Origin of the sequence: Hypericibacter sp. (assembly GCF_050729195.1) — a bacterium.
In the GTDB taxonomy this organism is placed as follows: domain Bacteria; phylum Pseudomonadota; class Alphaproteobacteria; order Dongiales; family Dongiaceae; genus Hypericibacter.
In genome coordinates this window covers 1-14,022 of the sequence record NZ_JBOHKS010000150.1, presented here as the reverse complement: position 1 = coordinate 14,022, position 14,022 = coordinate 1, and the positions used below count along the sequence as shown (strand labels likewise).

The 14,022-nt window shown below is 65.9% G+C and carries 11 protein-coding genes; 8 read left to right on the top strand and 3 right to left on the bottom strand.

The genetic code is table 11. The features are described from left to right. The 5 genes from ACREE8_RS11570 to ACREE8_RS11550 all read left to right on the top strand — a co-directional run. On the top strand, positions 1-704 hold a 704-nt coding region (locus tag ACREE8_RS11570), incomplete at its 5' end, for a porin (protein WP_431573150.1). Between the two features lie 612 nt (positions 705-1,316). Then, the gene (locus ACREE8_RS11565) at positions 1,317-2,453 is read left to right on the top strand and encodes a porin (protein ID WP_431573149.1); all 1,137 of its coding nucleotides are present in this window, start codon (positions 1,317-1,319) and stop codon (positions 2,451-2,453) included. Positions 2,454-2,852: 399 nt separating this feature from the next. Continuing rightward, complete coding sequence (locus ACREE8_RS11560) at positions 2,853-3,989, top strand: porin (RefSeq protein ID WP_431573148.1); 1,137 nt, start codon at positions 2,853-2,855, stop codon at positions 3,987-3,989. A 408-nt stretch (positions 3,990-4,397) separates the two neighbouring features. Continuing rightward, positions 4,398-5,531, top strand: a complete 1,134-nt coding sequence (locus tag ACREE8_RS11555) for a porin (protein ID WP_431573147.1) — start codon at positions 4,398-4,400, stop codon at positions 5,529-5,531. Between the two features lie 244 nt (positions 5,532-5,775). Next, on the top strand, positions 5,776-6,468 hold the full coding sequence (locus tag ACREE8_RS11550) for a YggS family pyridoxal phosphate-dependent enzyme (protein ID WP_431573146.1): 693 nt from the start codon (positions 5,776-5,778) through the stop codon (positions 6,466-6,468). 207 nt (positions 6,469-6,675) lie between these two features. Here the strand turns inward: ACREE8_RS11550 and ACREE8_RS11545 are convergent, their stop codons facing one another. Both ACREE8_RS11545 and ribA read right to left on the bottom strand, forming a co-directional pair. Continuing rightward, positions 6,676-7,932 (bottom strand): hypothetical protein, encoded by a 1,257-nt coding sequence (locus tag ACREE8_RS11545; RefSeq protein ID WP_431573145.1) that lies wholly within the window; start codon positions 7,930-7,932, stop codon positions 6,676-6,678. Between the two features lie 196 nt (positions 7,933-8,128). Next, entirely contained in the window at positions 8,129-9,304 is a 1,176-nt protein-coding gene (gene ribA, locus ACREE8_RS11540; RefSeq protein WP_431573144.1) for a GTP cyclohydrolase II, read from the bottom strand. A gap of 437 nt (positions 9,305-9,741) precedes the next feature. Between ribA and ACREE8_RS11535 the strand changes: the two genes are divergently transcribed. Continuing rightward, positions 9,742-10,431, top strand: coding sequence for a response regulator transcription factor (locus tag ACREE8_RS11535; RefSeq protein WP_431573143.1), 690 nt, complete (start codon positions 9,742-9,744; stop codon positions 10,429-10,431). Between the two features lie 17 nt (positions 10,432-10,448). Here ACREE8_RS11535 and ACREE8_RS11530 read toward each other — a convergent pair whose 3' ends face one another. Further along, on the bottom strand, positions 10,449-11,678 hold the full coding sequence (locus ACREE8_RS11530; protein ID WP_431573142.1) for a CynX/NimT family MFS transporter: 1,230 nt from the start codon (positions 11,676-11,678) through the stop codon (positions 10,449-10,451). Between the two features lie 295 nt (positions 11,679-11,973). On the opposite strand from ACREE8_RS11530, the gene ACREE8_RS11525 reads away from it, so the two are divergent. Beyond that, entirely contained in the window at positions 11,974-12,807 is an 834-nt protein-coding gene (locus ACREE8_RS11525; protein ID WP_431573141.1) for an MBL fold metallo-hydrolase, read from the top strand. A gap of 176 nt (positions 12,808-12,983) precedes the next feature. Further along, positions 12,984-13,856: a class I SAM-dependent methyltransferase gene (locus ACREE8_RS11520; RefSeq protein ID WP_431573140.1), complete on the top strand. Its 873-nt coding sequence runs from the start codon at positions 12,984-12,986 to the stop codon at positions 13,854-13,856. Positions 13,857-14,022: the final 166 nt, after the last annotated feature.

Sequence of the window (14,022 nt, the reverse complement as noted above, 5' to 3'; positions counted from 1 at the left end):
GGTTCAACAACGGTTCGTTCCAGACGAACAGCACCGTGCTGAACATCTCGGGCGACGCCACGAAGATCCTGTATTTCAGCCCGACCTTCGCGGGCTTCAGCTTCGGCATTTCGTTCGCTCCGGACCGTCGCGGCGAGGATTCGTACTCCTACTGGTCGCAGTCGGGCGGTACGACCCTTTCCAACAACTCGGGTCAGGTCCAGAACGTCGTCTCGGCGGCTCTGAACTTCGATCATGACTTCAACGGCTTCAGCCTGTCGACCGGTATCGGCTTCGGCGAAGGTCAGTTCGAATCGACGGGCGGCGCCCACAACGTGACGACCACCTGGGGCGTCGACGGTCACTTGATCGTCAGCTTTGCGGGCTTCACGGTCGGTGGCGCCGGGCAGTACCGTGACAACTGGCAGAGCGCCAGCGGTGCGGATCTGTGGGTTGCGGGCATCGGCGGTACCTACAATTGGGACGCCTGGACCGTCGGCCTCGCCTGGTCGCATGGCGACTACGAGTACGCCACCAGCGGCAGCACTTCCGACACCATCGACATCATCCAGATCACCGGCCGTTACGATCTCGGGCCCGGCATCTCGCTGGATGCCATGGTCGGCTACAACAGGTTGAATGGCGGTAGCACACTGCCGAGCGGCAACGACTCTAATAGCGATAGCACTTGGGAAACTGGCGTGGGCTTCTTCATCGGGTTCTAACCCGGGAAGTCATGGGGGCCAGAACCCAGAGGGGCGGCTTCGGCCGCTCCTCTTTCTTTTTGGGGATCCCCCGGGGCGGCTTCGGCCGCCCCTTTCTTTTGCGCACGAGTGGCGGCTTCGGCCGCCCCTTTTCATTTGCGCATTGGCGCCTGTCTCGGCCGCCCCGCTTTCTCGCGAATCCATGCTCGTCGTCCACAAATCGAACCTTGCGGAAACGACAGCCCCTGTCTTACGGCCAGGGCAGGATGCGTGTCGGATGCGCTGTCGTCATTCGGCGGCGCGTTGCCGATGACGCCGCGAAAACGCTGACATCTCCTCCACTGTCGCGCCGACTGGACGCCCGATGGGCGCGGAAACTTCTACACGCGCGTAACGTCAGAGGATGGCGAGGTTGTCAGGAGCGCCACGAACGACTGCGACCACGCTGCAACAGTGCGGCTCATAGTGGAGCATTGATCGGTAATTAATTTGATACAGCTATCGCCGCGGCATGATCGTCGCGCTCGGGTGGGTGGGTCCCCTGAGGCTTGCGGCTTCGATCGCAGGTCGGGAATGGGGAGCGAAGGTCTCTGGCACCTTCGTGCAAACCACCAACGATAGGAGCCTACTGTCATGAAGAATATCCTCCTCGGCTCGACGGCGATGGTTGCCGCCGGGCTGATCGCAAGCAACGCCCATGCCGCGCAGGGCGTTCAACTGGGGATCGGCGGCTACTACGCCGCCGCCGCAGGCCTGCTGTTCGACCAAAGCGCCACCGGCACCGGCGATCCGGGCCAACACACCCGCGACATCGTCTTCCGTCAGGACGTCGAAGTTCACTTCAAGGGCGAGACCACGCTCGACAACGGCCTGACCGTTGGCGCGCGTATCGAGCTCGAAGGTCAGCAGTCGGATGACCAGATCGACGAGGTCTGGGCCTACTTCAAAGGCGGTTGGGGCGAGGTTCGTTTCGGCGACGACGACGATGCGAGCCAACAGCTGGGATATCTGATCCCGTCGGCCTCCAACATCTTCGGTGTCGACACGCCCTATTTCGAGTTCGCCAACAATCACGGCAACGGTTTCAATAACGGCGTGTTCCAGACCAACAGCACGCTGCTGGACATCTCGAGCGACGCCACCAAGATCATCTATTTCAGCCCCTCCTTCGCCGGCTTCACCTTCGCCGTCTCCTTCGCGCCCGATCGTCGCGGCGAGGACTCCTACTCCTACTGGTCGCAGTCGGGCGGCACGACTCTCAGCAACAATACCGGCCAGGTTCAGAACCTCGTCTCGGCGGCCGTGAACTTCGACCATGACTTCAACGGCGTCGAGCTCAACACCGGCGTCGGCTTCGCCGAAGGGCAATGGGAAACCACGGCGTCGGGCAACAACGTCAAGGATACCTGGGGTGTGAACGGCCATCTGGACGTCAGCTTCTCAGGCTTCACGATCGGCGGCAGCGGCCTCTATCGTGACAACTGGCAGAGTTCGGCCGGCAACGACTATTGGGTCGCGGGTGTGGGCGGCACCTATAACTGGGACGCCTGGACCGTCGGCCTCGCCTGGTCGCATGGCGACTACTCGTACACGCCCTCCAACAGCAGCGACACCCTCGACATCGTCGAGCTCACCGGGCGCTACGATCTCGGGCCCGGCATCTCGCTCGACGGCATGGTCGGCTACAACACGATGAATGCCGGCAGCAACACCGGTCACCAGGACGACAATACCTGGGAGACGGGTGTGGGTTTCTATATCGGCTTCTGATCCGCGGGACTGACAGTCCGGTTTCCTGGGGGCGGCGTCAGCCACCCCCTTTTTTGTCGCGAGCTCGGGCCAATACCTCGCGACGCCATCGCGCGGGCCGCTTCTCCACATCGACCACAGGGGGATGCAAGGACCCGCGATCTCAATCCCTGTGACTCTCGCGCAACAGCGGGCTGGCAAATCGCAACGGCCATGGCGGCTGGCTTGACCACGTTACCTCCTCGTCCGATTGTCGCCTCGGGGGAGAGCTCTCGTCGGCCTGCGAGTGGGATATCGCAGTTCAGCCCAGGGAGCTTCGATTGGGACTGAGCCTGAGAGAGGTGCATCGATACCGACCGCAGCCGGGCAATGGAAGCCCGGGGCGCCTGGCGCCCTGGGCGGAAACAGGAACCGACTGCCATGAAATATGCACTTCTCGGCACGACCGCGCTGGTCGCTGCCGGACTCGCGACTTCCCTCGCCCAGGCGGCGCAGGGCGTTCAACTGGGCCTTGGCGGATACTATGCCGGTGCCGCCGGCCTGATCCTGGATCAGGATGACGGCGCGGGCGATCCCGGCCAGCACACCCGCGACGTCGTCTTCCGCCAGGAGGTCGAGATTCATTTCCAGGGCGACACCACCCTGGACAATGGCCTCACCGTCGGCGCCCGCATCGAGATGGATGGCCAACAATCCGACGATCAGATCGACGAGGTCTGGGCCTATTTCAAGGGCGGCTGGGGCCAGATCCGGTTCGGCGACGACGACGATGCCTCCGAGCAGCTCAGCTATCTGATCCCCACGGCGTCGAACATCTTCGGCGTCGATTCGCCATCCTTCGAGTTCTCGAACAATCACGGCAACAACTTCAACAATGGTCTGTTCCAGACCAACAGCACCGTGCTCAACATCTCGGGCGACGCCACGAAGATCATGTATTTCAGCCCGACCTTCGCCGGCTTCAATTTTGGCCTTTCCTTCGCGCCGGATTTCCGCGGCGAGGACACTTACTCCTACTGGTCGGGTCCGGGCGGAACCACCACCAGCAACGATGACGGACAGATCCAGAATGTCGTCTCCGCGGCCCTGAACTTCGAACAGGAGTTCGAAGCTTTCAGCATCCAGACCGGCATCGGATTTGGCGAAGGCCAATGGGAGAACAAGGGGGCCGGCGGCGACGTGGCGACCAGCTGGGGTGTCGCCGGCCATCTGGACGTCGTTTTTGGCGGACTCACGATCGGCGTCAACGGCACCTGGCGGAACAACTGGCAGAGCGCCAGCGGCGCCGATTACTGGGTCGCCGGCGCCGGCGGCACCTACAACTGGGACGCTTGGACCGTCGGTCTCGCCTGGTCGCATGGCGATTACGAGTACTTCAACAGCGGCAACTCGTCCGACACCATCGACATCATCCAGGTCACCGGCCGTTACGATCTGTCCGAGGCGATCTCGCTGGATGCGATGATCGGCTACAACACGATGGACGGGAGCAATGGCACCGGCCATGCCGATGACAACACCTGGGAGGCCGGCATCGGCTTCTATCTCGGGTTCTGATTCCGAGGGCTGACAGTCCGGTTCGACGAGGGCGGCTTCGGCCGCCCTCTTTTTTGTCGCGACGAAGCCCTCGTCAAGCCGGGCCCATCGCCGACGCGGCAGCGGTTGTACCTTTCCCGTTCGCTCGCGCCCTGCGTGCAACCCCCGTTGATTGCAGAGCTCGCCGCATGACAGAAGCATGACGATTTGCGTTGCCGCCGCGCCACAGTGCGGCGCGCATGCCACTTGTCATCCAAGCTTAATTTGCTCCCCCAACACGCGCCCGCGATAACCGTGAAGCGCAGTTCACGTTGATCGGTGCCGCCAGAAAAAGACGGCTGCCATCGAGCCGAATCGACGACGGAACTCACGCGATAGAGGGGCCCACTGGTCGCAAGCGCGACCGGTATTTCTAGAGGGGAAGTTACAATGAGACCGATTCTGCTCGGCTCGACCGCGCTTGTCGCGGCCGTTTCGATCACTGGCGCCGCCCAGGCGGCGCAAGGCATTTCGCTGGGACTGGGCGGTTACTATCAGGGCGCGGCGGGCCTCTTGATCAGCCAGGATAACGGCAATGGCGAACCTGGCCAGCATACCCGCGATGTCGTCTTCCGCCAGGACGTCGAGATCCACTTCAAGGGCGAGACCAAGCTCGATAACGGCCTGACCATCGGCGCCCGTATCGAGATGGAAGGCCAGCAGTCCGACGACCAGATCGACGAAGTCTGGGCCTATTTCAAAGGCGGTTGGGGCCAGGTCCGGTTCGGCGATGACGACGACGCCTACGAACAGCTCAGCTACCTGATCCCGAGCGCCTCGCTCGGCCTGTTCGGCGTGGACTCGCCCCATTTCGACTTCTCGAACAGCAAGGTCGGCGGCGTTTCCGCGCTGCAGACCAACGCCACGGTCATGAAGCTCACGGGCGACGCCACCAAGATCATCTATTTCAGCCCGTCCGTCGCCGGCTTCACTTTCGGCTTCTCCTACTCGCCCGACCGTCGCGGCGAGGACACCTACTCCTATTGGTCAGGTCCCGGCGGCACGACCAATTCGAACAATACCGGTCAGATCCAGGACGTCTTCGCGGCCGCGGTGAACTATCAGGGTGATTTCGGCGGCGTGAAGCTGATCACCGGCATCGGCGGCGGCGAAGGCCAGTGGGAATCGCCGCTCGGCAATCAGAACGACACCTCCTGGACCGTCCGCGGCCATTTGATCGTCTCGTTCTCCGGCTTCACGATCGGCGGCGCGGGCTCGCTGCAGACCAACTACCAGAACGTTGCCGGCCGCAACAACACGTACAAATGGGTCGCCGGCGGTGGCGGTACCTACAATTGGGACGCCTGGACCGTCGGTCTCGCCTACTCGCATGGCAGCTACCAGGTTCTGTCCGACGACGATATCGACACGCTCGACATCGTGGCCCTGACCGCACGCTACGATCTGGCGCCGGGCATCGACCTGGAAGGGATGGCCGAGTATCACCAGTACATAAACGACCTCAACAACACCGGTGACGACCATGACTGGGAGTTGGGCGTGGGCTTCAATATCGGGTTCTGAACCGCACCATCTCCGACCGCTGGCCTCGAGACGAGGGTAGCGGCCCGAGCGCGCGGTTGGACTCGAACGCCCTTACCCGCGAGGATTTCGCGGCACCTGGGCGATTGACAGTCGGGGGTGCTGCGACAGCTGGGGGAGCCGCCGGTCGGGGGACTGGCGGCTCCCCTTCGTTTTGACGCCATGCTATGAAGCGGCCGGCGACAGGCCTTCGCCGACCGCCGCAACGACAATTGTCCATCACCCCATGATCGAGACTTTCCCCTCCACGATTGCCGCCCGCCTCGCTGCGATCCGCGCGCGCGTCGCAGCCGCGGCGGCCGCGGCCCAACGGTCCGCCGGCAGCGTTCATCTGGTCGCCGTCAGCAAGACCCATGATGGCGATGCCTGCCTCGAAGCGCTGGCGGCCGGACAGAAGATCTTCGGCGAGAACCGGGTGCAGGAGGCGCAGGGCAAATGGCCTGCCCTGCGCCTGAGCCATCCCGATCTCGAGCTGCATCTGATCGGTCCCTTGCAGAGCAACAAGGCCGCGGATGCGATCGCGCTGTTCGATGTGATCGAATCGCTCGACCGGGAGAAGCTGGCGCGGGCCTTGGCGTCGGAACGCGACAAGGGCAAGCGCTTGCCGCGGCTCTACATCCAGGTCAATACCGGCGAAGAGGAACAGAAGGCGGGCATCGGGCCGAAGGAGGCGCCGGCCTTCATCGCCCTTTGCCGGGATCGCCTGGGCCTGCCGGTCGAAGGGCTGATGTGCATCCCGCCGGTGGATGAGGAGCCCGCGCCCCATTTCGCGCTGCTGGCGCAGCTCGCGCGCCAGCATGGCCTTCCGGCGATCAGCATGGGCATGAGCGGGGATTTCGAGATCGCCATCCGGTTCGGGGCGACGCATGTTCGCGTCGGCACGGCCATCTTCGGCGAGCGGCCCAAGACCGCTCCTTAAGAGGTCGATCGGCGCGGGGCCGATCCGGCAGCCTTCAATTGAGAAACGTCGGCGATGCGCCTGCGGGCGAGCGAAGCGCGGCCGATCCTGCGGTAAAGGGCGCGCGCACCGCCGTGCGTCGCGTGCCCACCCGCCGCCGTCCCGCCAGGCGCGAACGCGAGCTGGCGCGCAAGCGGATTCGGGTACGGTTCATTCTCTCTGCTCCCCTCAGCTCTGGAAATCGAGGCCCGGCACAGGCACGGCGTCGCGATTTCGTTCCTGCATCATCTTGCGATAGCTATCAAGAGCCCGCGTCATCGCGGCCGGCACGGTCGCGGGATCGACGGGGCCCGTGGCCACCGGTTGGCTGCCCGCCGGCGTCAGCTTTGCCGGCATGGATCGCCCGAGGCCGCCGGTGTCGATCGGCGGCGGATTATGGATGGTGAAGCCGGCCGGCAAAGGCGCCGGCAGCGGTTTCAGGGCCCGCGCCGGCGGATTGAGGGTCGCAGCGCCGGAAGGCGCGGTGAGGCTGGGCGCTTCCGTGACGCGCGAGCTCGCGGCCGCGGTCTGCGGCATCACCACGGGCAGGGAATCGGAGACGCTGCCGGCGCCGATGATCTGAGGCTGGCTCGAAGCCGGGGGCGGAACGGAAGCGGCGGGCGTCACGCTCGAGGCGCCCTGATCGTGGACCGCATTGGGAAGCTTCGACAAAGTGTCGACCAGATCGGCCGGGATTTCCTGCAAGGCCGGCGCGGGGTCGCTGGAGGCAGATGCCGCTTCGGCCAAGGCCGCGGTGGCGAGGCCGGCGCCGCGACTCGTGGGCATGCCGGCATCGCTGGCCGGGGTCGGTGCGGCAGCGGGATCGATGGCGGCAGCCGTCGCCTCCGGCGTGGGCGCAGGCGCCGCCGCCATGTTGTCGGTATCGTCGGCGAGGGGCGACGGGCCCAGCAACGAGACCATGAACTGCTGATCGGCGGCGCCCCCGGTCAGGCCGTCGACGGCAATCATGCCGGCCGAGGCGGCAAAACCGATGGCCCCGCCATAGAGCGCGCCGCCGGCCAGTTCCGCGGCCGGCGAGATCGTGTCCCCGGTCAGCCAGCGATAGACGGTGCTGACGACGGGAATGTGCTGAAGCGGATTCACCACATCGATGACGTCGTCGAAGGTCAGCCCGTCATCGCCGAAGGGGTGGAAATTCTTGCTGTCGGCCTGGGGCTTCCAGTCGGGGCGCGTGAAGGCGATGGTGCGCTCGCGCGGGTCCATGAAGCTCGGATCGGGGCCACCCTCTTCCTCTGCGGCTGGCGTGCCCGCCCCCGTCACCATCTCGCCCGGGTTTGCCGGCGCGTTGGTACCGGCGGGCGCCGCGCGGGTCGAGGCCAAGGCCGCAGCAAAGCTGCCGTTCGTCGCCGCGCTCTGGGTGACGCCGTAGCGGGGATGAACGGCCGGCTGGAAGGTACGGAACGGAGATTGAAAGTCGACCGGCATGAATGGGGGCCCTTTGGCCCTCAGGAATGCAGGATCGATGCCAGCTTTGGCGCCTGGAGATCGAGGGTCCGGCCCGGTTGAAAAACCGAAGATTTTCGCGGGTTTCGGCGGGCGTCCGGCAGAACCGGAAAGTCAAGGGCTGGAACGCCGCCGGAGCACGCCGGCAAAATTTGCCGATCGCCGGGGCAGCGGCGCCTCAAAACATATGGCCGAACTTCTGCGCCTTGGTCGTCAGGTAATCGCGATTGAAGCGGTTGGCCGGCACCACCAACGGCACGCGCTCGGCCACCGCGATCCCCAGCCGCTCCAGCCCCGTCACCTTGTCCGGGTTGTTGGTCATCAGCCGCACGGTCTTGAAGCCCAGCCGCCGCAGCATCTCGGCCGCCGCCAGATAGATCCGTTCGTCGGCCTCGAAGCCCAGCTGCTCGTTGGCGTCGGCGGTATCCGCACCCTGATCCTGCAGCCGATAGGCCCGCAGCTTGTTGACCAGCCCAATGCCGCGTCCCTCCTGCGCCAGGTAGAGCAGGATCCCGCCGCCCTGGCGCGCGATCTCGGCGATGGCGCTGCGCAGCTGCTCGCCGCAATCGCAGCGCAAGGAGCCCAGCAGATCGCCGGTAAAACATTCGGAGTGAAGCCGCGCCAGCACCGGCTTGGCCGGGTCGGGCTGCCCGATCACGATCGCCAGATGCTCGGTGCTGCCGTCGCTGGGCCGGAAGGCCACGATCCGGGCGTCTTCCGCGCCCTCCAGCGGCACGCGCGCCTCACCGACGGGCTCGAGGCTGACAGCGGCGGTGGTCTCGTAGGCGGCCACGTCGCTGGCCCAGACGGCCAGGATGCCTTCCTCCGCGGCCATGCGAAGATGCTCGTCGGCATCGCGGGCCGGCAGGGCCGACACCACGGCGGCCGGGAGCAGGCGGGCGAGTTTGGCCAGATGAATCGAGGCGGTGGCGAGCTCGTCCGGGAAATGCGGCGGCTGGGTCGTGGGCGGCAAGGCCGCGGCCACGGCGGTCGGATCCGCCAGCCGCAACACGGCCTCGGCATCGGCGCCCGCCGGCAGATTCGCCAGGAACGGCCGCTCGTCTTGCGTGATCGGATTGGGAGCCGACATGGGTCCCGTCGAGGCCAGTCCGAGCACGGCCGCCCGGCGTCCGGTCAGGACCAGCAAGGGGGGGCTCGCCTGGCGCAGCCGGCGCAGGCTCGCCACCGCGACGGTTTCGGCTGCGGCAGCCAGGCAGGCGCCTTTGGATCCCAGGATCAGGACCGGCTGGCCACGGCGGAACTCGGTGGTCGCGCGATCGACGGCAATGGCCGCGGCCGCGGACAGCGCAGGCGGCGTGACATTCCGGCTATTGCCAAGGCGGGGCTCGGTCATGAACTCAACTCTAACAGACGCTGCCCGAAAGGGCCGCCGGAGGAAACCTTTCGGTCCAGATTAGGGCCGGCATTAAGGCCGACCCCGGGGGCGCCGGTCAAGGCGACATGGCGGCGCCTGATGAAATCAAAATAATTAAGCAAATTCAGACAAGTACCCCCGGACAGCGAGCACTTTCCGCGGTCCGGCCGGCTTGCGGTCGCCCGACGCCGATGATATTGAGCGCTCCAGGTCATTGCGCCAGTGCTGAAAATGAACCTGACCGTCCTGGCTCTCTCCCGCGGGCTTGAGACGGAACCCAGTCTCTAGTCTATTCAGTCACAAGCCGTTCAGGGGTTGGCTCGAGCCATGGGGCGAAGGTCATCGGCCCCCGTGGGGATCCGCCGGCCCGGCGGGACGCCAGAACCGGATCGGGGCGACATCGTTTGAGAAGCATCATGAAACCGCGGCGCAAGATCCTGCTGGTGGATGACGACGAAGCGTTGCGCCGTTCGCTCAGCGAGCAGCTCACGCTGCATGAGGAATTCGACATCGTCGAAGCCGGCGCCGCCGACGGCGCGCTCAAATCGAGCAAGGACGAGACCTTCGATCTGGTGCTGCTCGATGTCGGCCTGCCGGACATGGACGGACGCGAGCTCTGTCGCTTGATGCGCCGCGCCGGGACCAAGGCGCCGATCATCATGCTGACCGGCGCCGACAGCGATGCCGACACCATCCTCGGATTGGAATCCGGCGCCAACGATTATGTGACGAAGCCCTTCAAGCTGGCGGTGCTGCTGGCGCGCATCCGCGCGCAGCTGCGTCAGCATGAGCAGAGCGAGAATGCGAGCTTCGCGATCGGGCCCTATCTGTTTCGTCCGGCCTCGAAGCTGCTGCTGAACGAATCGACCGGCAAGAAGATCCGCCTGACCGAGAAGGAGACCTCGATCCTGCGTTATCTCTATCGTGCCGGCGAGCAGGCGGTGAGCCGCGAGACGCTGCTGGGCGAGGTCTGGGGCTACAATGCCGGCGTGACCACGCACACGCTCGAGACGCATGTCTATCGCCTGCGCCAGAAGATCGAGAAGAATCCATCGCAGGCCGAGCTGCTCATCACCGAACCCGGCGGCTATCGGCTGGTGCCGTAAGCGACGCGAAGGCGCGCTTAGCCTCGCGCCTGATGTGCATCCCGGCGATATCGCGCATGCAGCAGCAGCGCGCCCGCCGTGGCCACGCTGGTGGTAACGCCGAGCAGCGGTGCGACCGCGCCCCATCCGCCATGGCCCTGCTGCAGAATCGCCATCAGGATCGGCCCGATCAGCACGCCGACATTGCGTCCCGTCATGAGAATGGCGAAGGCATGAGGACCGGCCGCGCGTCCGAGGATCGCGCCGGGAAGCGCGAACAGGCAGGTCGGCGTGATGCCGGCGGCGATCCCATAGAAGATCAGCAGCGCGATGCCGGCGGCATCGGAATGGGCGAAGGGCGTCAGCCACCAGCTCAGCGCCTGCGCCGCCACGCCGATCAGCAAGAGCAGCGTGACGCCGACGCCGCGGCGCAGGACCTCGCCGGTGAGAATGTTGAATCCCATCAGCACGACGACCGGCAGCAGATAGCTGAACACCGCCGCCACCGGCCCCAAGGCGCGCGCCTCGATCAGATATTGCGGCAGCCAGGTCATGTAGGCGTAGTACTGCCCCGACCAGAGCAGGAAGATTCCGGCACCGATCAGGAGCGCCCGATGCTCGCGCCGCAACAGCGGCGGCTCGACCATGCGGCGCCCGGCCGTGCCGCGGCCGAACGCATGGCGCCGTGCCAGGGCGGCACCCCACAGCCAGATCGCGCCCGTTGCCGCGATGCCGGCATACCAGAGCCATTGCCAATGGTCTTGCGCGAGCGCGAAAGGGGCGGCGAGACCCGCCGCGATCTGGCCGATCGGGATCCAGGCCGAGACCAGGGCGATGGCGAAATGCCGGTGCCGGGGGCTGGCGCAACCGCCGACGATGGCCGGCCCGAGAATGGCGCCGACGGCGAAGGAGCAGCCTTCGAGCGCACGGCCTGCCAGCATCAGCCAGCCATTCTCGGGGGCCAGCAGCGACAGGCCGTTGCCGGCGATCATGACGAGGGAGGCGACGGCGACGCCCCGCAGGGCACCGTGGCGCGCCAGCCAGCGGCCGATCGGCACCGACAGGAGCAGGCCGGCCACGGCATAGACCGACATGAAGCTGCCGGCGAGCGTTCGGTCATAGCCATAGCGCTCGAGCAGCATCGGCAAGACCGGCGGCAGCTTGAACTGCTGATAGGCGATCAGCGAGGCCAGGGTGACGCCGAACGCGATTCCGGCCCAGTCGGTCTCGGCGCGAGACCCTCGTCGATCGGCGTCGGTGGCGGTCACGAGGGCAATATCCTCTGGGCGGTCCCCAGGGCGCCAAAGGAACGGCGCGCCGGGACAAGGGCTCCCGCGAGCCATAGCTGTCATTCACCCTTCTAGGCAAGGCCCCCTGGAGGGGGTCGATAGGGGCGTTTGCGGCGGATTCCGCCCGTCTCCAGTCCTTTGTTGCGAACATTAACCAGTCCGCTGCCGGCGCCGGCGCCGGCCTCCCCGCGCCGCTCGGTTTCCAGCTTGAGCAGGGTCGGGCTTTCTGGTTGGTTGACGGGGGGACGGGGTGGTTGAGCCGGAGACAGGGACGTTGGCCCAGGCCGAAGATTTCTATGTGAGGTTCTGGGGGGTCCGCGGGAGCATTGCCTGCGCCGGCCACGAGTTCGAGCGCTATGGCGGCAACACCTCCTGCATCGAGATCCGCTGCGGCAAGCATATCCTGGTGTTCGACGGCGGCACCGGCATCCGCGCGCTGGGTGCAGCCCTCAAGCCCGAGGAGCCGGTCGATCTCGACCTGTTTTTCTCGCACAGCCATTTCGACCACATCGTCGGCATCCCTTTCTTCGGCTCGCTCTTCAACGCGCAGAACAAGGTCCGGCTCTGGGCGGGCCATCTCCTTCCCGATCGCACATTGAAGGATGTGATGGGAAAGATGATGGCGGCCCCGCTCTTTCCGGTGCCGCCGGAGATCTTCGCGGCGCAGACCAGCTTCCTCGACTTCCGCGCGGGCGAAAGCTTCGAGCCGCGGCCGGGCGTGAAGCTGATCACGACGCCGCTCAACCATCCGAACCACGCGACCGGCTACCGGGTCGAGTTCAACGGACACTCGATCTGCTACATCACCGACACCGAACACAAGAAGGACGAGCTCGATCAGCGGATCCTGCGTCTGATCCGCGAGGCCGACATCGTGATCTACGATTCGACCTATACGGACGAGGAATATCCGCGCTTCGCCGGGTGGGGTCACTCGACCTGGCAGGAAGGCGTGCGCCTCGCCGATGCCGCCGAGGTCAAGAAGCTGGTGATCTTCCATCACGATCCCAGCCATGACGACACCATCATGGATCGCATCGCCGAGGCGGCCGAGAAGGTGCGGCCCGGCACCATCGTCGCGCGCGAAGGGCTGACGCTGCGGCCGTGATCATCGATTGCGAGGTCTGCTGGAACGCGGCGAGCGCTTCTCTTTCTTGCTCATTTCCCTCCCCCCTCGAGGGAGAGGGTCGGGGAGGGGGAAGACCAGGTGCTGGCTGAACCACCGAGCAGCCCCCTCCCTCACCTTCCCCCGCGAAGCGGGGGAGGGAATGATGAGAGCGCGTCATGATCGGCCGTCCCACCTGGCGTCGCCTGGCCCTCGGCCTGCCGACCGTGCTGGGCCTGGCGAAACGGGGCTTCTTCATTCCCTATCGCTATGCCGGCGGCGTGGCACCCCGCGAACGCGATCTCTACCCGTCAGCCGCGGCCCTCTTTGCCGAATATCAATCGGTCTTCGCCGACGCGCTGGAGGTCCTCTCGGATTACACCGAGGACTTCGCACGGATCGCGGGCGGCGGTGGCACCGGCGCGCCGCGCTTCGACCAGGACTGGTTCCCCCGCCTCGATGCCGCCATGGCCTACGCGCTGGTGCGCCGCTTCCAGCCACCGCGGATCGTCGAGGTCGGCTCCGGCCATTCGACCCGGTTCGTGGCGCGCGCCGTCGCCGATGGAAATCTGCCGACGGCGATCACGGCGATCGATCCAGCCCCACGCGCCGACATCGCGAGGCTGCCGATCACGCTGCGGCGCGAAGCGGTGCCGCAATGCGGCGCGGCGCCGTTCGAGGCCTTACGGCCTGGCGATCTGCTGATGATCGATTCGAGCCACATCCTGATGCCGGGGACGGACGTGGATTTTCTCTTTTCCAGCGTGCTGCCGACCCTCGAGCCCGGCACGCTGGTTCATATCCACGACATGCTGCTGCCCGACGGCTATCCGGCCGACTGGGCCTGGCGCGGCTATAACGAGCAGTCGGCGGTCGCGGCCCTCCTGGGCAGCGGCGCCTGGCAGCCGCTCTTCTCCAGCCACTGGGCCGTCACGCGCATGGCGGCGGAGGTCGCGAAATCACCGGTGGCCCGGCTGCCGCTGCGGACGGGTGCACGCGAAACCGGGCTCTGGCTCGAGCGGCGCGGGCCCGGCCAGCGAACCTATCTCTGAGAGAAGGCTTACCGGTAGGGGCCGGCCTATCTGTAAGGATCTGCCGCGTCGCGCAGGCCGTCGCCCAGGAAGTTGAAGGCCAGCACCACCAGGATGACCGGCAGCACCGGGAACATCAGCCAGGGATAGAGCGCGACGACATTGATGTTCTGCGCCTCGTTGAGCA

Bases quoted from the DNA above. Each gene is read 5' to 3' on its own strand.
- ACREE8_RS11545 (WP_431573145.1), bottom strand. From the start codon at position 7,932: ATGCCGGTCGACTTTCAATCTCCGTTCCGTACCTTCCAGCCGGCCGTT.
- ACREE8_RS11560 (WP_431573148.1), top strand. From the start codon at position 2,853: ATGAAATATGCACTTCTCGGCACGACCGCGCTGGTCGCTGCCGGACTC.
- ACREE8_RS11550 (WP_431573146.1), top strand. From the start codon at position 5,776: ATGATCGAGACTTTCCCCTCCACGATTGCCGCCCGCCTCGCTGCGATC.
- ACREE8_RS11520 (WP_431573140.1), top strand. From the start codon at position 12,984: ATGATCGGCCGTCCCACCTGGCGTCGCCTGGCCCTCGGCCTGCCGACC.
- ACREE8_RS11535 (WP_431573143.1), top strand. From the start codon at position 9,742: ATGAAACCGCGGCGCAAGATCCTGCTGGTGGATGACGACGAAGCGTTG.
- ACREE8_RS11555 (WP_431573147.1), top strand. From the start codon at position 4,398: ATGAGACCGATTCTGCTCGGCTCGACCGCGCTTGTCGCGGCCGTTTCG.
- ACREE8_RS11565 (WP_431573149.1), top strand. From the start codon at position 1,317: ATGAAGAATATCCTCCTCGGCTCGACGGCGATGGTTGCCGCCGGGCTG.
- ribA (WP_431573144.1), bottom strand. From the start codon at position 9,304: ATGACCGAGCCCCGCCTTGGCAATAGCCGGAATGTCACGCCGCCTGCG.